We start from the raw sequence: 18,208 nt of genomic DNA, 5'->3' as shown, positions 1-18,208 counted from the left end.
GAAAGAGCTCTTACTACTAATATACGAGAGAAAGATATGATGAAAAAATGGCTTTATTAATTGCTTATGAAAAAGGTGATATTGTTTATCAAAATAAAAGTAAGAAAATTTTTGATGGTATAGTTGAATTTTTTGATAATTATTTTAAAAAATAAATATTTTATTACTGTATTTGATTAAGAGTTATATAACCGTATTATTCCGTATTTGAGTATACTCATTTTATGTTATGAGTGTACTCATTTTTTATTTAATTATTTTAATTCGACTTCTAATTTTAACTATTGTATATGACTTATAAGGTTGTAAATGATATGCAATATATAAATTAGAGGTGGTCAAGTCTTGAAAAAGAAAAAGCTGTAATTTATGCATGTGTTTCCACTACTAAAGATGAGCAAAAATCGTCACTAGAAATACAAGAAGGATCACTCTCAAATATTAAACAATCAATCAGAAAAATTCATTTATTATCTAGGTGAGTTAATTTCATAATTCCAATCCCTTGTCTCCCAAGGGGTTCAAAACAATAAAAATAGGGCACCTCCCCAATTTGGTATAATTTAAGTGACCAAACCAAAATTATCCCTGAGGTGAATGCCCTATGACTATTGTAAAACAAATGCGTCTTTTTGACATCCAAGAATTAATGGATATGGAAAGTTCTCGTCGTTTTGATGCGATTTTGTCTACTTTCAATCTACAACCGATTTTCCAACTGTTCCGTAAAACAACCATGTACGGTGCTCCGCGAGAGTTAAACTACGGTGCGATGATTCAATCATTAGTTATTCGTATTGTGGAACGCATTCCAACCGTAAAAGATTTAGTGAAGCGGCTAAAATATGATCTTATTTTCCGCTTAGATTGTGGCTTTCTATTATCAGATTCAGTGCCTTCTGAAGCTTCTTATTCACGCATGGTCGACGTGATTAGTTATTCGTATTGTGGAACGCATTCCAACCGTAAAAGATTTAGTGAAGCGGCTAAAATATGATCTTATTTTCCGCTTAGATTGTGGCTTTCTATTATCAGATTCAGTGCCTTCTGAAGCTTCTTATTCACGCATGGTCGACGTGATTAGTCAATCAGATGTCTTCGACAAAATGCATGATGGACTGATTCAAACAGCCTTTACAGAAGGATTTTTGGACGATGAACATATTGGTTATGATGCAACACATTTTGAAGCGCGTGATGCATCAAAACCAACTGAGAAAAAAGAAAAAACATCTAAAAAACGTGGACGTAAATCGAAAGAAGAACGAGCTGCCTGGCTCGCTGAACAAGCAGAGATCGAAGCCAACCTCTCAACATATGAAAAGAAATTAGAAGCCCAATTAACCATTCCTACATCGACACTTTGGAGGGACATTCCAATCCAGCCTAAGTGGGGCATCAAGAAAAATAGTGACGGTAAAAACACATTCTGGTTCGGCTTTAAAGGGCATTTAGCTGTATCGACAAAAAGCCAGTACATTGTGGCACGCTTGATGTCGTCTGGCAATTTAAGTGATAGTAAAGCGGCCATTCCACTCTTAAAAAAGGTCGCGGAAGTCTTGCCAAATCAGTTCACAACCGCTGTCTTTGATGCAGGATATGATTATGAAGCGATTTACCGCCAAATTTTGAATCAAGACATGAAGGCTGTCATTCCTTATGTCAAACGTCGTGAATCTGAAATATTGGGCTTCGATGCAAATTTTCGTCCAACGTGTGTGCGTGAACATAGCTACTGTTACGACAGCTTTGATGAGAAATACCAAACCTTAAAATTTACGCGTCCTAAAGAATGTGCAACCTGTCCATTACGCGAAGATTCACTATGTCAAAAGGTCTTTAAAATCAAGTGTAAAACGGATATTCGCAAGTACACGTATCCAGCAAGAGGCTCTGTATTATGGAAAAAACTTTACAAAGAACGTACAGCTGTTGAACGAGTAAATGCCTACTTAAAAGAATATTTTCAATTAAATAATGTCCGTCACCGAACAGGCAGAAAAGCCAAGTTGCACTTCAATATGGTGACATTTATTTATAATGCCTGTAAATTAGCAGTCGATCGTTTGAATGCAAAATTAAATGAGCAAAACACAGCTGCATAATTTAAAAAAATGAAAATCAAGAAATTGGACTAGTCTAACCTCTAGAAAAAATCGAGTTATGAAATTGATTCATTTATAGGACAAATTTATGGAAATCGTTTAAAATAAGAAATATATGTAATATACCCGAATGAATGGGGAGTAAGCTTATGCAATTATTTTTTGTAATTGGATCAAGCTTGACTTTAGTTAAGAGAGGTTGTTTAAAAGAATGATTTATTTAGATTGGAAAAATGCACCGACTATTAAGAAAGTAACATGTAAGCATACGAATGCAAAAAAATATTTAGTTTCAAATGTATTAACAGTTGGAAAAGAATATGAAGTGAAAAACGAAACAGAAGAATTCTATTTCGTCATCGATAATACCGGACATGTGGGTGGCTATTACAAAAACTACTTTGAATAAGTAGAAGTAATAAAAACAGCTTTTCGCTTACCAATGTGAGCGGAAAGCTGTTTTTATTTTTACAGATCCAATACATAATATTTGGAGTAACAAGTATCAAACGCAATATACCTATTAATGATTATAGTAGTTATAGATGCTTTATATTAAAGAAAAAGGAAGTGATTCATATGAAAGAGATCATCTTGCAAGAACAATCAATTCGCAAAAATAGAAAACATACAGAAGATGATCAGTTACTGATTGGTAAAGGCGGTTACATTTCACCAAATGATTATTTATGGGACGATATTCTACTTAGTGTAACATTAAAAAAAGCTATATTATTGAAAGGTCCTGCGGGTTCAGGTAAAACAAAACTAGCAGAATCTATTTCAAACTTCTTTTATCAACCAATGCATAGTATTAACTGTTCTGTTGATCTGGATGCTGAAAGTTTATTAGGTTTTAAAACGATGGTTCAAAAAGAAGGGAAAACATTAATAGAATTTGTAGAAGGCCCTGTTGTAAAAGCGATGAAACAAGGTCATTTACTTTATATTGATGAGATAAATATGGCAAAAGCAGAAACCTTGCCGATTTTACATAGTGTTTTAGACTATCGTCGAATGTTAACAAATCCATTTACAGGGGAAGTTATTCAAGCTCATCCCGACTTTAGTGTAGTTGCTGCTATAAATGAAGGGTATATTGGTACTACGCCCATGAATGAAGCGTTGAAAAATCGTTTTGTTTCTTTTAGTATTCCATACTTAAATGGTCAACAATTAAAAGAATTATGGCAAAAAAGATTCCCTAACGTTTCAACTGATTTACTCACACTTATGTTAAATTTAGCGGAAGATTTAAAACAACAAGTGATGAATGGACTTTTGAGTGAAGAAGCAGCTTCTATTCGTAGTTTACTTGATGCTACAGAATTAGCTCAGCATATCGAACCTATACGAGCTATTCGATACGCGGTAGCAGAAAAGCTAGATGACCAAAGTGAAAAAGATTTAGTCATTGAATTAGCAAAAACATGGATAAAGTGAGGTTTTTAGATGGCCGAACTTAGTCGATTTATACAATTTAACAACGAACAAATAGATCCTAGACAAATGTTACATTATGAACAGTTAGCTAGAGCTCTTTCGAATGCACCATTTTTGTCTATGTCCGAAAGACAGTTAATCGAAATGAGACCTCAAGAACAACAAATTGCAATGAGCGTTTTTTGGCGTCATCGTGATAAAGAAACGATGCACTTAGGCAGATTATCAGATATCTATATACTGACATTAGGCTTTTGGTGTCATTTTGATGTAAATGCGTATTTAGAATTTGAAGAAGAAATTCGAATCCATCCATTAAAAAATTTTTTAAAGCAACTTGTCCTCCTAATTGAAGAATTTAGGTTAATGGACCTTGTCGTACAAAAAAGGCCAGGTATTGCTAAATCGATTCAAATTAGAAAGAAAACTTATATTGAATCGTATAAACATCGATTTGAAGTAAATGCTCAAAAAGGTTTACTAGCGGATGCTTGCATCAATTATTTATATCTAGCTGCAAATGAAGGAATGATTAACCTTCCAGAAAATGATGTGTCCAACAAATTTGAACCTTTGCTTTACCCTTTTCAACAAATTTATGATGTTAAGAAAACGCAACAAAGTATCGATTTGGTGTATAGAATAATACCCATTATCGAAGAGCAAATAAGTAGAGATTTAGTTCTGGATTATTATGCATTAATGGATTCAATTCCAGAGGCAGTAAAATCTCATGAACATAGAGGTGTAAAAGGGCAAGAATGTGGCAACCAAAACGATGCAAAAGAAACGATTGAACAATTATTCCGAACATGGCATAGAGAAACAAAAGAAGAAACAGGTGTTCATCTACGTTTTGAGTTGCAACGCGGAAATGCAGGTAAAGCATTTAGTGTAGAATCGGAGGAAGGGCAAGAAGGAAACCAAATTTCTGAAGAGGGCACAGGTGGAGTCTCAAATGGAAATGCGACACCACAAAAAGCTAATCATAATGTAAATAAAAAAATCCCCAGAAAAAAGCAACAAGCGGGACAGCAATATGGCAAAGAAAACGTAAATGTAGTGTTTGAGGAAAAAAGAATAGAAACTACAAAAACTCTTCAAACGCTAACTAACCTTGCCACTTGGCGTGCAGAACAAGCACCAAGTGTGAAAGCTCTAACGACAGAGTTTAGAAAAAGATTGACTCAAAAAGAAATTGCCAAACGAGATCATTTAACAAAGGGAAGATTAGACTCATCTAAATTAATAAATCTACTTTTGGAAGAACGATGTAAACCTTTTTATAAGAAAACTGCACCTGCAAAGCCATTAGATGCTGTTTTTGGATTATTAATCGATTGTTCAGCATCAATGATTGATAAAATGGATGAAACAAAAAAAGCTGTTTTGTTATTTCACGATGTTTTGAGACAAATGGATATTCCTCATGAAATTGTTGGCTTTTATGAGGACGCATATGAAGCAACGCCAGAAATTCAACCGAATACGTTTGAATGGCTACACAAATTTGAGGACATCCAAAAGGATAATGGGGCATCCATAATGTCCCTTACAGCCCACGAAGATAATAGAGATGGTTTTGCCATTCGCTGGATGACTAAACGGTTAAAACAAAGAAATGAAAAACATCGTTTTCTACTTCTTTTTTCAGATGGAGAGCCTTCAGCATTTGAATATGCACAAAATGGTGTAAAAGACACTCTTGATGCAGTGTTAGAAGCAGAAAAACAGAATATTGAAGTACTTCACTTGTTTCTAAACAATGAAATGCCAGGAGAGGAACAATTGCAGTTATTCCATATGATTTATGGTTCACATACAGTAACTGCCGATAGTGTAGAAAAGTTTACTGATATAACGATTAGGCTTTTACGTAAAATGATTTCACTTGTTATTCAAAGTCAATAAAATATAGAAAATAAAAAAGACTATCTTAAAGGTCGCAAAACTCTTTAAGATAGTCTTTTTGTTTAAAATGATGATCGTTCTTGTTGATGTTTTGTATGAATGGATAGGAGTCTTTGTTTTAAATCTTCTTCCATTCTTGCTATTTCTATTTCAGCAGCTTTTCGTTTTTGACGTCCATCGGCTTGTATTTGAAGAGTTTCTTCAATCGTAGAAATTAAATTCTCTTGTGTTTTTTTCAACGTTTCGATTTCTACAAGGCCTCTTTCATTTTCCTTAGCTGTTTCAATTGTGTTTACTTTTAACATTTCAGAGTTTTTCAGTAACAGGTCATTCGTTGTTTTTGTCACTTGTTTTTGTGCTTCAACAGCTTTACGTTGATTGTTTAATGTTAATGCAATGGCAATTTGGTTTTTCCATAATGGAATGGCTGTCATAATAGATGACTGGATTTTCTCAGCTAGCGTTTGATTGGTTTGCTGAATCATACGAATTTGTGGTGCTGTTTGAATTGTTATCTGACGTGACAACTGTAAATCGTAAATTCTTTTTTCAAGACGATCAACGAATTGTGTTAAGTCATTAAATTCTTGTGCATCCATTTGGTCCTGTGAGGCTTCTGCTTTGTGTTTTAATTTGGGAAGCATTTCACTAATAATTTCCTCTTTTTTAAGCTCTGCTGCAGCAATATATACATTTAATGCTTGAAAGTAAATTTTGTTTTGTTCATATAGTTGATCGAGCATATGAACATCATCAACAAGTCCTTGTTTTGAATGTTCTAGTTGAATACCAATACGATCAATCTGTGTACTTAATTTCTGGTATTTAGTCATAAGTTCTTGAAGGGAACGAGAGACTCTTTTGAAAAATTTTCGAATACCAGACTTTTTTTCTTGTTGTAATTCTTCAGGGTCCAATTCATTTAATTTTTCCATTAAGTCTTTTAAAATATCTCCAACTGGACCAATATCTTTTCGTTGAACATGGTCGAGCATTTGATGTGAAAATCGAGAAAGTTCATTTTGAGCATTTGCACCATAAGTTAGAATAGACTCATAGTTACCAACTGGAATTTGCTCGGCTAATTGATGTGCTTTTTTTTGGTCTTCATCGGATAATCGTTCAAGAACAGAAGGTGCTTTTTGTTCAGTCGGTGATGGCTCATTTGAAAGCTTAGGTTCCGGTTGTAATTCAAACGGATTACTTAATAAATCATCCATCGATGGCGTAGGATTGGAAGATGAATTTGTCATTTAGATTCTCCTCTCATAGTTGCAGAAGTTTGATTTTGAGCTGTTGAAAGTTGCGCAAAGTCTAACTCCATTTTAAGTTCTTCAATATCTGTAGCAAGTACTGATTGTAAATCTTTCTGCATAACATTGTTTAAGTCCTCTAATGTTTCACGCGTTTCTTGTAAAGCTAGATGAATTTCTTTGTTCTTAATAGGTTGTGTAGATAAAAGAACATACTTCTCAGTTAATTCACTAGCTGAATGTAAATGAGCATAGAAAAACTGTTCTGCTTGATAGAACTTTTTTGGACTTTTTTTAACTATATGATAAATTCGTTTAGCTAAACGATTCATCTCTAAAAGTTGTTTGAACATAGAGATAGAACGAACTTTAGTATAGTTTCTGTTTAAGTTTTTAAGTAGCGAATAAGCTTCTGCTAACTGTTCTTGAATATGTTTATATTCAGAACGATTGAGACCATTTCTCTTCAAATAGCGTAAGTATTGAATATTCTTAATGATTATATTTGATAGCAAATAACTTACAATTGCTAAAAGAGAGCTTATCCAAAAATTAATATCAAAACTCCAATTACATATCATTAAAGTGGTCATTGCAATGAGTAGGTTAAGAAAATTTCTTAATAAAAATTGTCCGAATTTGAGCATGAATTTTCCTCCTTCTATCGCTCTTATTTTATGTACGAATGAAGCGAAAGAAAGTTTCATTTTAACAAACATATAAGAGTTTTTTCTAAAATTATTATAGCGGACTTTTTAGTCTTTAAGTAATTTTTAGTACTTATTATGATTGTTGCGTGTTAAATATTTAAAATGGATAAATATGATGAAGATTATTGACTATTTTTTGAAATAATAAAAAAGCTGATAAATCAACGTTTATCAGCTTTTTAACTTATAAATAGAGTAAACCGAATATTAAAGTGCCATTAATCGTTGCTGCTCAATTTTTTCGATTAAATAATTAATCTTATTGAGCACTTCATTAGAAGATAATTCTAATTTAGATAGAGCTTGTTCAGCTTCTTCAATCTTGCCTTTTTTATATAATTGAACAGCTATCAAAGCTTGGTTATGTACTTCTTGATGATAATAATCAAGTTCTTTAAATACATTCTCATGACCAAAAGTTTGTTGTGCTTTTTCTGATGTATACCATTTACCAAGTCGGCAATCTTTATGAGAAGATACTTCACCTTCTTGAATATTTTCAATTCCTAGGAACATATTATAAATTCGCCATTTCCACAAAATATGATCTGCCTTTGAAAGTTGCAGTAGGGCAAGACTAGAAAGTTTGGCGTTACTATTGTCGATTAAACTTAATCTAAAGTGATTTATTTCATCTCCTAATTGATGTATTCCTAATGAAGTAGAATGCGCCAATTCTCTAATATCTTCTTGTAAATTGGTAATCTGAATCATACGATTTGAAATTTCGTCAGCCGCAGATGCCTGTTCTTCGGAAATTGCGGCTGTTTGTGTTACATCACTATTGATTTCTTCAATAATTTGAACAATCTGAGTAAGAAGGGGAAGTGAGTTTTTAGCATCGTTTGTAGCAACTTTAATAATAGTTGTAGTCTCAGATATAGAGTCTGCCACATTTTTTGAGTAATCTTTTAAATGATGTACATTAGTAGTCACTTCACTTAATGCCGAAACAGTATTCTCGGCAAGTTTCCGAACCTCTTGTGCAACAACTGCAAATCCTTTTCCATGTTCGCCAGCTCTTGCAGCTTCAATTGACGCATTTAAAGCAAGCAAATTAGTTTGATCTGCAATGTTCGTTATTAATGTGACTACTTTTTCGATATCATTTACGCGTTTTTGTAATTCATCAAAAGAAAGAACGATATTAGAAAATGTTTCACCAGTCTTAACTATGTCATTTAAAGAAGAACTGATTTTATTTTTAGAAGTTGTAGCATACTTAACAGATTCTGCAGTTTTTTCGGAAATTTTACTTGAATTTTTAGCCACTTCATTGATAGATGCAGATATTTCTTCTGTTGCTGCTGATGATGATTGTATTTCGTTTGATTGTTGGTCTAAATTGATGACTAAATCTTTCATAAACATTATTTGAGATGTTGTATCCATGAGTGAAGAAACTCCAGTCACAGAGTGTTCAAGTGTACTTTCAGTTATAACCTCTATCAATAGTTCATGTTCAATATTAATCGCTGCTTGAAAAGAACGTAGTAAGTTAAAAGCTTTGGCAGGTTTGAACCCAAAGTTATACAATATATGAGATGTTACATAAAAGGAAAACTGATTAAGTAAAACAATAGTTTTTCCAGCTTCACATTTATAGCGTTTAAGCATATGATAAAAACTGATTACTTTATGAATGTAGTTTTCATCTCTTTGTGTGTTAAAGAATGTATGTAAGTATTGTTCTATAAACTTTTCATCTATATGGTTACGCTTATTTGGTGAAATCTCTTCAATATAAGAAACGAAAAAGTCTTTAATTGATGGGCTTGTGTTAAGAAACATTTTATACAATTCTTTTAACGTAGCTTCGTCTTTATGTGTAAAATGATTAAATGATAAAGTATTTTTAAATCGGCCGTCGATGGAAATATCTGTGCCTCTTTCTAAAAGTTGATCTATTTCTATTTTAGGTCTTATTGATGAAAACATAACGATAATCCTCCGATTATTTGTGATTATTTTATAATAATGTGTATAGTAATTTTATCACATTTTAATTTTGTTATATAGATATATCTAAGCGGATATTATGAACATTTTATCAAATTTATTAGAAGAAGGATGGAATTGATGTATAGAATTATTTATATGAAAGCCGATTATGAGCCATGGTGGCAATTTGATGGTTGGCAAGAATATATAGTAGAAGAAAAAACTTTTGAAGATTATGAGAAGGCTAAAAGTTATTTAAATAAAATGATTGAACGTTTTAAACAAAGATACACGCATTATGAGTTAAAAAAAGATAGGTTCTGGGCATTTTGGTCAGATGATGAAATTCAATTTTGTGAAGCTTGTGATGACGATATTCAAACTTATCATGGCATTATATGGGAAGAACTTAAATAACTGAAAGTAATAAACTTTTTGGAAATTCTTCAATTTTGTTGACAATCATTTTGAAAGTGGTATACTTAATACAACAAATGAAATTGATTTACCGCAAACTTCCATTCACATATTACAAAAAGTGATCGGCTTGTCTCGGTACTTTATGTAATATGTGAATTTTTGTTTGTGGTTAAAATTTTATTTGTTCACTTTTATTTTTTTTGGAGGTTTTCTCACATGAAACAAGGTACAGTAAAATGGTTTAACTCAGAAAAAGGCTTCGGTTTTATCGAAGTAGAAGGCGAAAATGATGTATTCGTACACTTCAGCGCTATCCAAGGCGAAGGCTTCAAAACTCTTGACGAAGGTCAAAAAGTTGAATTTGAAGTTGTTGAAGGTAACCGTGGACCACAAGCAGCTAATGTAACAAAACTTTAATTTACTGCTTATAGGGGTAACTCGTTTACCCCTTTCTATCAATTACATAATTTTCAATATGTCATATTTATGTATTACAAAGCGTAGCTGGCGAATAGTTACTTTTTGTAATATGTAAATCTTTGATCTAGGTTAAGAATTGCGTATTGATTTAAAATTTTTAAAATTTTTGGAGGTATCTCACATGAAACAAGGTACAGTAAAATGGTTTAATGCAGAAAAAGGCTTCGGTTTTATCGAAGTAGAAGGCGAAGATGATGTATTCGTACACTTCTCAGCTATCCAAGGCGAAGGTTTCAAAACTCTTGAAGAAGGTCAAAAAGTTGAATTCGAAGTAGTCGAAGGTAACCGTGGACCACAAGCAGCTAACGTTACTAAATTCTAATAACGTTTTTTGAAAAGGAACATCCTTAGGGGTGTTCCTTTTTTATATGCAATTTTTTAAATTCAATGTTATACCAAATCTGTAAAGCGTATAAAACTATTTACTTAATATAAAATCTGGTCTTTTTTGGAAAGTAGATTCAAATATATCAAGTAAAAAATTTAAGATACTTCAATATTATCAAAATATCAAATGATATATTAGCATTCTTCGTCATATAGTTATTTTGAGGAGGAGATATATTGAAGGTTCTTACAAAATGGTCTAACACTTTAATGGAAAAATATTTACCTGATCCTTATGTCTTTGTAATAATTTTAACAGCTCTTGTTCTTGTTTGCGGTCTTATATTTACAGATTCTACTCCAATGAATATGGTAACCTATTGGGGCGATGGTTTTTGGGGACTATTAGCATTCACAATGCAAATGGTTGTAGTTTTAGCAGCAGGACATGTATTAGCGAATAGCCCAATTTTTAAAAAAATATTGAGTAAACTTGCAAGCAAAGTAAAAACACCGGGACGAGCAATTATTATTGTTAGTTTTGTTTCTATCATAGCTTGTTGGATTAACTGGGGCTTTGGCCTTGTAATAGGTGCATTATTTGCAAAAGAAATTGCTAGACATGTATCAAAAGTAGATTATCGCTTATTAATCGCAAGTGCATATTCTGGTTTTGTTGTATGGCATGGTGGTCTAGCAGGTTCAGTTCCTTTATCAATCGCAACAGAAGGTCATCCATTTGCTGAGAAAATAGGAGTTATACCAACGACAGAAACACTTTTTTCCTCATATAATTTGTTCATAGTAATTGTAATCTTTTTAACGTTGCCATTTTTCAATCGTTGGATGATGCCGAAAGAGGAAGAGACAGTTTCAGTTAATCCTGAATTATTAGAAGATGATATAGAAGAAAAGGAAAGTAACATTCAATTTCCTAATAGCTTTGCCAATCGCTCAGAAAATAGCATAATCATAACCGTGCTAATAGGAGCTTTAGGATTAGCTTATCTTATTTGGCATTTCATTACAAAAGGATTTGACTTAAATTTAAATATTATCAATACGATCCTTATTATTCTAGGTATTATCTTCCATGGAACACCCCGTAAGTTTTTAGCGGCAGTAAATCAGGCGATTAAAACAACTGGCGGAATTGTATTCCAATTTCCTTTTTACGCGGGTATCATGGGAATGATGACAGCATCAGGTCTCGCTGCAGTTATTTCAGAATGGTTTATTAGCATTTCGAACGAAACGACATTCCCTTTATTTGCGTTTTGGTCGGCTGGTATCGTAAACATATTTGTTCCTTCTGGTGGGGGACAATGGGCAGTTCAAGCGCCTATTATGCTTGATGCAGCTGCAACACTAGGTATTGATTATGCAAAAACGGCAATGGCTATTGCGTGGGGGGATGCATGGACAAATATGATTCAGCCATTTTGGGCACTTCCAGCACTTGCAATAGCAGGATTAAAAGCAAAAGATATTATGGGATTCTGTGTATTCGTCCTTATTTTCACAGGAATTATTATCAGTTTAGGATTTTTGATATTCTAGAAAAGATAAGTAGGATAGTATTGAATCTAAAAATATAGATTAAAAAAGCTGCAATTAAAATTGCAGCTTTTTTAGTATGGATACTAGTCTAAATTATTAGCTTCTTTCCACTCTAAGTACTCATCATAAGAAAGTTGTTTGTCTAATAGAGTTCCATCATCGCGAATTTCGATAACACGATTAGCAATTGTTTGGATGAATTGATGGTCATGTGAAGTAAAGATCATAGCACCTTTAAAATTCATCAATCCTTCGTTTAAAGCTTGAATAGATTCAAGATCTAGATGGTTAGTTGGTTCATCCAATAAAAGAACATTTGAATGAGATAGCATCATTTTAGATAACATACAACGAACCTTTTCACCACCAGAAAGAACAGATGGAGCTTTTTTCACTTCTTCACCAGAGAATAGCATACGTCCTAAGAAACCGCGTAAGAATGTTTCAGTTTCATCTTCAGGCGAAAATTGACGTAACCATTCAACAAGTGTTTTTTCTCCGCCTTTAAAGAATTCTTCGTTATCAAGAGGGAAGTAACTTTGAGAAGTTGTAACGCCCCATTTATATGTTCCTTCGAATTCTTCATCTTCTCCTGCTAGTATTTGAAGAAGGGCAGTTTTAGCAATAGAATTACCTAGAAGAATGATTTTGTCTTCTTTATTCATTGTAAAACGAATATCATTAAATTGAGTTTCTCCATCGATTGATTTAGAAAGTCCATCAACTGTTAAAACATCATTTCCAATTTCACGTTCTATTTGGAAGTTGATATAAGGATATTTACGGCTAGATGGTTTAATATCATCTAATTCGATTTTTTCCAACATCTTTTTACGAGAAGTCGCTTGTTTAGATTTTGATGCATTAGCAGAGAAACGAGCAACGAAATCTTGTAATTCTTTAATTTTTTCTTCTTTTTTCTTATTTTGATCTGCAAGCATTTTTTGTGCTAATTGACTTGATTCATACCAGAAGTCATAGTTACCAACATAAATTTGGATTTTAGAATAGTCAAGGTCAGCGATATGCGTACATACTTTGTTCAAGAAGTGACGGTCATGGGACACTACTATTACTGTGTTTTCAAAGTTAATAAGGAATTCTTCTAACCATTGAATAGCTTTAAGATCTAAGTGGTTGGTAGGTTCATCGAGTAGTAAAACATCAGGTTGGCCAAATAGGGCTTGAGCAAGCAATACTTTTACTTTTTCAGAACCTGTAAGATCAGCCATTTTCATATGATGCATTGAGTCAGGAATTCCTAGACCTTGAAGAAGGATTGCTGCATCTGATTCAGCTTCCCAACCATTCATTTCTGCAAATTCACCTTCAAGTTCTGCAGCTCTTATTCCATCCTCGTCGGAGAAATCTTCCTTCATATAGATGGCGTCTTTTTCCTTCATCACGTCGTATAATCGTTTGTGACCCATCATCACTGTTTCTAAAACTTCGAATTCTTCATATTCAAAGTGATTTTGCTTTAAAACAGCAAGACGTTCCCCAGGATTCATACTAACGTGTCCATCTTGTGGTTCTATTTCTCCAGATAAAATTTTTAAAAATGTAGATTTTCCCGCACCATTGGCACCGATTAAACCGTAACAATTACCAGGTGTAAATTTAATATTAACATCTTCAAACAGCTTACGGTCGCCATAGCGAAGACCTACGTTACTTACTTGAATCATGCAAGTACCTCCTTTTTCACAATGCTACTATTATATCATGTCTATAAGGAAAGCTCTATAGGATTGTATTTGTTATGGGAAATAAATGATAAATATTTAAAATAGAAGAGAAGAGTTAGGGGGAATAAGAGGAGAAAGGTGAAATTAGATTGAGTGGAATACACGAAAAAACAATAAAGCGAAGAGATATTAAAAATCTCTTCGCTAGAATATAGAACTTTATTTTTTCATTGTACCTGTTTTTTCTAAACGATCATACATTTCAAATGCACGATTTAAAATATGTGGTGTTTGAGCATTACCAGTAGCCTCTACTGCAGCATTATAATATTCCCAAAGTTGTTCTTTGAAATCAGGATGAGCACAGTTGTTGATGATTAATGGTACACGCTCTTTTGGTGCTAAACCGCGAAGATCTGCAACACCTTGTTCTGTTACAAGTACATCGACATCATGTTCAGTATGATCAACATGAGGTACCATCGGAACGATAGAAGAAATAGTACCACCTTTAGCATAAGACTTGGTAATGAAAATACCTAAACGAGCATTACGAGCAAAGTCGCCAGAACCACCAATACCGTTCATCATTTTACTTCCGGAAACATGCGTTGAGTTTACATTTCCATATATATCCGCTTCAAGTGCTGTATTGATAGAAATTAACCCTAAACGACGTATAAGTTCAGGTTGGTTGGAAATCTCTTGAGGTCGTAATACTAACTTATCTGCATACTTATCAAGATTTTCATATACTTGTTTACCTTTTTCAGCAGAAAGTGTAATGGAAGTAGCTGAAGCGAAGTCTACTTTACCAGCATCGATTAGATTAAAAACTGCATCTTGTAATACTTCAGAATATACTTCTAAATGTTCAAATTCTGAATTTGTAAAGCCGTCTAAGACTGCGTTTGCAACAGAGCCTATACCAGATTGAATAGGTGCTAACGTATTTGTTAAACGTCCCGCTTTAATTTCAGAACGTAAAAATTCTAAAATATAATTAGCCATAACTTGTGTTTCATCATCTGGTGGAACAATTGGAGAAGGAGCATCTGTATTATTAGAAATAACAATTGCTTTTACTTTTGATGGATCAAGTTTGATACCCACTTCACCAATACGATCAGAAACTTTAGTTAGAGGAATCGGTTCACGATTACCTTGTTCTTTAGGTACATACACATCATGGATCCCGATAATTGATTCAGGTTGAGCGATATTTAACTCAATGATAATATTTTCTGCTACTTCGGCAAGAATAGGGTTGTTTCCAATGGATGTAGTAGGTATTAAATAACCATCTGCAGTGATAGCTGTAGCTTCAATTATTGCATACTTGATAGGTCCGAAGATTTCTTGACGATATTGTTCTGCACCATGAGATAGATGCATATCAGCAAATAGAATTTCGCCTTTGTTGATCATCGTACGTATACCTTTATCTGCTTGGAAAGGCCCGCGTTTGCGGATTGCACCTACCAATGCTAAATCATGATCAACTTCTGGTCCAAGAGAAGCACCAGTATAGACATCTATTTTGATTTTTTCATTTTTAGCTCGTTCAACTAAAGCAGCAGGAACCACCTTAGCATCACCCGCACGAGTAAAACCACTCATACCAACAACATCACCATCTGAAATTAATGCAGCAGCTTCTTCTGCTGATACTACTTTGTTTGTTAGCTCTTTCAAACCAATACGTCTTTCAATTGTTGCTTCCATAAATAATTACCCCCTAAGTGAAATGTATACCCCTGTTTGAGTGAAGTGCATGATCCTAAAATAGTGAAGTTCTTATGAATAACTGCGTATTTAAGCAAAACAGTCATTATAAAATTGATGTAATAATATTTACTTTTACAATAAGTAGGATCAAAACACTAAACCTTCACAACATTTTCAAAAATAAAATGTAATCGGTTTCTATCTATATTCTTACATAAATATGCTACATTAATCTAGTATTTTCTATAAAATATTTTAGTTTTAAAGTTAGTTTTTTTAAATGGATATTAAAAAGTTAGGTGGGGTGAAAAATTAAAAAGAAGTAGGGGATATCTCAACAATAATTATGTCAAGATATCCCCTTGATTTTTAATGATAAAATTATTTGTTTTTTCCTGCTTCTAGTACAGCTTGTAAGAATTCTGGGCCCAATTCAGATAAATCGCATCCAGATGCATTAGGATGGCCTCCACCATTGTATGCCTTTGCAATTTCTGATAAATTGACTTTATCTCCAATCGAACGGAGTGAAACACGGTTTTTAACTAAGCTGATGATAAATACCGCATCAATTTCTTCTTCAAATTTTTCGGCTAAATGATTTCCTAGTTCGCTATAGTATGAGTCTGTTTCTACTACACCAATATTAATTGGAGTATCATGACCTTTAAGTTGATATTGTGGTACAATTATCATTTGTTTTGATTTTTTCTTTAGAATTTTTCGTAATTCTTCTTTAGAAAATTGGAGATATGCAAGATCTTCTGCTGTAAAAAGTTGACCGTTCAAAAGGTAGTCCATTCGTGCATGTATAAAATCATGTCTTCTTCTAGCATAAAAAATAGTATTTAAATCTGTCGCTTCCTGAATAGAAAGGACATTCCAATCCCAAGTATCGTATAGTCGAATGTCTTCTACTAAATGTGCTAAACGATCGAAGAAAGTTTCTTTTTCCATCGTTGTATACTCAGTATTTTTTTCTATTTCCTCTAGTTCTTCCTCTGTTGAGTGGAAAATAGGCGATATTTCATACTCTGCATCTTTTAACGCTTTGAAGATTAAAGTTGTTGCAGACATTTTAATATCATTTACTATCGGTAGAACAGTAGCCCATTCATAGCTATTTAATGAAACTGCTGATGCATGGTGATCCAGTAATACTACAAATCGACCATCTGGCTTTTTATTTACTTTATCAATCATTTCCGCAGTTTCTTCGTTTACGCTTAAGTCAGTAATGATTAATAATTCGTGATCATTTAACTCATTTAAACGAGTTTGTACTGCTTCATCTACTTTCCGTGTTTCTACATAGTAGGGGGAATGTGTAATCCCGAATGCACGTAATACGATAGATGGCCCAACACCGTCTAAATCAGTATGAGTGATTAAGTGAATATTTTCGTAGTTTTGTAATTTTTTTGGCAATTTTTTGAAATCCAAGTAAGTCAACGCCTTTCATTGAAACGTAGGTATTCATTATAACATTATTTTTTAGAAAATAATCGCAGTGGTATCGAACTAATTTGTTGTAAATAAAAAAGACCAATAATTTATTGGTCAATTTCTTTCTAAACAGCAGTAGCATTAATAACGGTTATATTTTTAAAGATGAGTTTTGGAAGCTTTTGATGTTTAGTTATTGATCGATAGAAGCTAGTTCAGAAAACGTTCTACCATTTAATTCTTGTTTAATCAATCCTATATGTGGAGCATAGTAAGAATAGTTTTTGCCTTTACCTTCTTTCACAATAACTACATTCTTATAAATACCTGATTTGGTTTTTACTGTTTTTTTAGTAGATATAATTTTTAGGGTTTGCCCATTTAGTCCTTTCCAAGTTTTATTGAGTTTTACAGGATATTTTACAGCTAATGTTGCAATTCCAATATCCTTATATCCCGTGTATAGACCTTTGGAAGTTTCGTATTCCATTTTTCCGTAAGGATCTGGTTCAGAGTTTAAAAACCAAAAATGAGTTAAAGTTTTATTTGGTTTATATACAGTTTGATATTTTGCTTTATAATACGTTTTAAAATCAGAGCCCGTATTTCCAGGAATATAGTAAGAATAGGTCTTATTTATATTCATAGCATAAGGGGTATTTATATTAGCTTTTACACTTGTTAAGTATTTTGTTTGAATATAACCTGATGAAAATTGTAAAGATACTTTTGACCAACCATTTGAATAGTTTCTTAATACAACTACACCCTGATTGTTTTTGACTGAATCTAGCACGGTACTTTTGGTTGAAGCTTTGCTAAATATTTTAACTGCGTGTTGAGCGCGAACTAATTTAAATGAATGAAGTGAAGCTGTTTTATATGTAGAATTAGGATTATTAGTACTTTTTGTAACATTTGTAACATTTGAATTTATTACAGCTTTACTTGGCATAGGAACAGTTAAAAAAGTTCCAAAAGCTAAAGCTGTAAGTATTGATAACGAGATAACGGGTTTGAGTTTCATGGATAATTCCTCCTTAGTAACAATATATATTACGAATGTTTCAGAGTAAAGTAATATTTGTAACAAATTAGACTGCATTTTTTAATATTAAATTATGCATTGTAACTATATGCAGAAGTTACCAAGAAATATACCTATTTAATAGATATTAGAATTTTATCCATAGAAA

Annotated in this window: 14 protein-coding genes and 2 pseudogenes; 9 read left to right on the top strand and 7 right to left on the bottom strand. The window is 32.9% G+C overall.

Annotated features, from left to right (window positions below):
* Nucleotides 1–604: 604 nt before the first annotated feature.
* From CW357_RS18880 to CW357_RS09335, 5 genes and pseudogenes are all read left to right on the top strand, one after another.
* Nucleotides 605–910: pseudogene (locus CW357_RS18880) on the top strand (transposase); the annotation flags it as partial.
* Between the two features lie 21 nt (nt 911–931).
* Nucleotides 932–2,105, top strand: a pseudogene (locus CW357_RS09350) (transposase); the annotation flags it as partial.
* A gap of 211 nt (nt 2,106–2,316) precedes the next feature.
* Nucleotides 2,317–2,514, top strand: a complete 198-nt coding sequence (locus CW357_RS09345) for a DUF6501 family protein (protein WP_124217879.1) — start codon at nt 2,317–2,319, stop codon at nt 2,512–2,514.
* Between the two features lie 170 nt (nt 2,515–2,684).
* A complete protein-coding gene (locus CW357_RS09340; RefSeq protein WP_119415668.1) occupies nt 2,685–3,548 on the top strand; it encodes an ATP-binding protein in 864 nt (287 codons plus the stop codon).
* 9 nt (nt 3,549–3,557) lie between these two features.
* Nucleotides 3,558–5,459 carry a vWA domain-containing protein gene (locus CW357_RS09335; RefSeq protein WP_124217878.1) on the top strand — a complete coding sequence of 634 codons (1,902 nt, stop codon included), beginning with the start codon at nt 3,558–3,560 and terminating at the stop codon, nt 5,457–5,459.
* A gap of 62 nt (nt 5,460–5,521) precedes the next feature.
* Here CW357_RS09335 and CW357_RS09330 read toward each other — a convergent pair whose 3' ends face one another.
* The 3 genes from CW357_RS09330 to CW357_RS09320 all read right to left on the bottom strand — a co-directional run bounded on the left by CW357_RS09330 (nt 5,522) and on the right by CW357_RS09320 (nt 9,360).
* Complete coding sequence (locus CW357_RS09330; RefSeq protein ID WP_124217877.1) at nt 5,522–6,712, bottom strand: toxic anion resistance protein; 1,191 nt, start codon at nt 6,710–6,712, stop codon at nt 5,522–5,524.
* A complete protein-coding gene (locus CW357_RS09325) occupies nt 6,709–7,359 on the bottom strand; it encodes a 5-bromo-4-chloroindolyl phosphate hydrolysis family protein (RefSeq protein ID WP_158582348.1) in 651 nt (216 codons plus the stop codon). Before CW357_RS09325 ends, CW357_RS09330 begins: the two co-directional genes overlap by 4 nt.
* Before the next feature lie 270 nt (nt 7,360–7,629).
* Complete coding sequence (locus CW357_RS09320) at nt 7,630–9,360, bottom strand: globin-coupled sensor protein (protein WP_119415664.1); 1,731 nt, start codon at nt 9,358–9,360, stop codon at nt 7,630–7,632.
* Between the two features lie 141 nt (nt 9,361–9,501).
* Between CW357_RS09320 and CW357_RS09315 the strand changes: the two genes are divergently transcribed.
* The 4 genes from CW357_RS09315 (at nt 9,502) to CW357_RS09300 (ending at nt 12,150) form a co-directional block, all read left to right on the top strand.
* On the top strand, nt 9,502–9,780 hold the full coding sequence (locus CW357_RS09315) for a DUF1033 family protein (protein WP_119415663.1): 279 nt from the start codon (nt 9,502–9,504) through the stop codon (nt 9,778–9,780).
* A 219-nt stretch (nt 9,781–9,999) separates the two neighbouring features.
* The gene (locus CW357_RS09310) at nt 10,000–10,200 is read left to right on the top strand and encodes a cold-shock protein (RefSeq protein WP_102692015.1); all 201 of its coding nucleotides are present in this window, start codon (nt 10,000–10,002) and stop codon (nt 10,198–10,200) included.
* 184 nt (nt 10,201–10,384) lie between these two features.
* Nucleotides 10,385–10,585 (top strand): cold-shock protein, encoded by a 201-nt coding sequence (locus CW357_RS09305; RefSeq protein WP_119415662.1) that lies wholly within the window; start codon nt 10,385–10,387, stop codon nt 10,583–10,585.
* Between the two features lie 242 nt (nt 10,586–10,827).
* Entirely contained in the window at nt 10,828–12,150 is a 1,323-nt protein-coding gene (locus CW357_RS09300) for a short-chain fatty acid transporter (RefSeq protein WP_119415661.1), read from the top strand.
* Between the two features lie 83 nt (nt 12,151–12,233).
* Here CW357_RS09300 and CW357_RS09295 read toward each other — a convergent pair whose 3' ends face one another.
* From CW357_RS09295 to CW357_RS09280, 4 genes are all read right to left on the bottom strand, one after another.
* Complete coding sequence (locus tag CW357_RS09295) at nt 12,234–13,838, bottom strand: ABC-F family ATP-binding cassette domain-containing protein (protein WP_124217876.1); 1,605 nt, start codon at nt 13,836–13,838, stop codon at nt 12,234–12,236.
* Between the two features lie 219 nt (nt 13,839–14,057).
* Nucleotides 14,058–15,563: a succinate CoA transferase gene (locus tag CW357_RS09290; protein ID WP_124217875.1), complete on the bottom strand. Its 1,506-nt coding sequence runs from the start codon at nt 15,561–15,563 to the stop codon at nt 14,058–14,060.
* A 384-nt stretch (nt 15,564–15,947) separates the two neighbouring features.
* Nucleotides 15,948–16,994, bottom strand: coding sequence for a DHH family phosphoesterase (locus CW357_RS09285; RefSeq protein ID WP_241155064.1), 1,047 nt, complete (start codon nt 16,992–16,994; stop codon nt 15,948–15,950).
* A 211-nt stretch (nt 16,995–17,205) separates the two neighbouring features.
* The gene (locus tag CW357_RS09280) at nt 17,206–18,039 is read right to left on the bottom strand and encodes an SH3 domain-containing protein (protein WP_124217873.1); all 834 of its coding nucleotides are present in this window, start codon (nt 18,037–18,039) and stop codon (nt 17,206–17,208) included.
* Nucleotides 18,040–18,208 lie beyond the last annotated feature (169 nt).

The sequence above is a fragment of the Rummeliibacillus sp. TYF005 genome (genome assembly GCF_003844195.1).
Taxonomy (GTDB): domain Bacteria; phylum Bacillota; class Bacilli; order Bacillales_A; family Planococcaceae; genus Rummeliibacillus.
The sequence above is the reverse complement of the archived record's forward strand: the minus strand, read 5'-3'. Positions and strand labels throughout refer to the sequence as shown.

What these genes read in the sequence shown, in the direction of transcription:
- CW357_RS09320 (WP_119415664.1), bottom strand. Translation starts at nt 9,360, where the DNA reads ATGTTTTCATCAATAAGACCTAAAATAGAAATAGATCAACTTTTAGAA.
- CW357_RS09335 (WP_124217878.1), top strand. Translation starts at nt 3,558, where the DNA reads ATGGCCGAACTTAGTCGATTTATACAATTTAACAACGAACAAATAGAT.
- CW357_RS09280 (WP_124217873.1), bottom strand. Translation starts at nt 18,039, where the DNA reads ATGAAACTCAAACCCGTTATCTCGTTATCAATACTTACAGCTTTAGCT.
- CW357_RS09325 (WP_158582348.1), bottom strand. Translation starts at nt 7,359, where the DNA reads ATGCTCAAATTCGGACAATTTTTATTAAGAAATTTTCTTAACCTACTC.
- CW357_RS09295 (WP_124217876.1), bottom strand. Translation starts at nt 13,838, where the DNA reads ATGATTCAAGTAAGTAACGTAGGTCTTCGCTATGGCGACCGTAAGCTG.
- CW357_RS09290 (WP_124217875.1), bottom strand. Translation starts at nt 15,563, where the DNA reads ATGGAAGCAACAATTGAAAGACGTATTGGTTTGAAAGAGCTAACAAAC.
- CW357_RS09345 (WP_124217879.1), top strand. Translation starts at nt 2,317, where the DNA reads ATGATTTATTTAGATTGGAAAAATGCACCGACTATTAAGAAAGTAACA.
- CW357_RS09305 (WP_119415662.1), top strand. Translation starts at nt 10,385, where the DNA reads ATGAAACAAGGTACAGTAAAATGGTTTAATGCAGAAAAAGGCTTCGGT.
- CW357_RS09340 (WP_119415668.1), top strand. Translation starts at nt 2,685, where the DNA reads ATGAAAGAGATCATCTTGCAAGAACAATCAATTCGCAAAAATAGAAAA.
- CW357_RS09330 (WP_124217877.1), bottom strand. Translation starts at nt 6,712, where the DNA reads ATGACAAATTCATCTTCCAATCCTACGCCATCGATGGATGATTTATTA.
- CW357_RS09310 (WP_102692015.1), top strand. Translation starts at nt 10,000, where the DNA reads ATGAAACAAGGTACAGTAAAATGGTTTAACTCAGAAAAAGGCTTCGGT.
- CW357_RS09315 (WP_119415663.1), top strand. Translation starts at nt 9,502, where the DNA reads ATGTATAGAATTATTTATATGAAAGCCGATTATGAGCCATGGTGGCAA.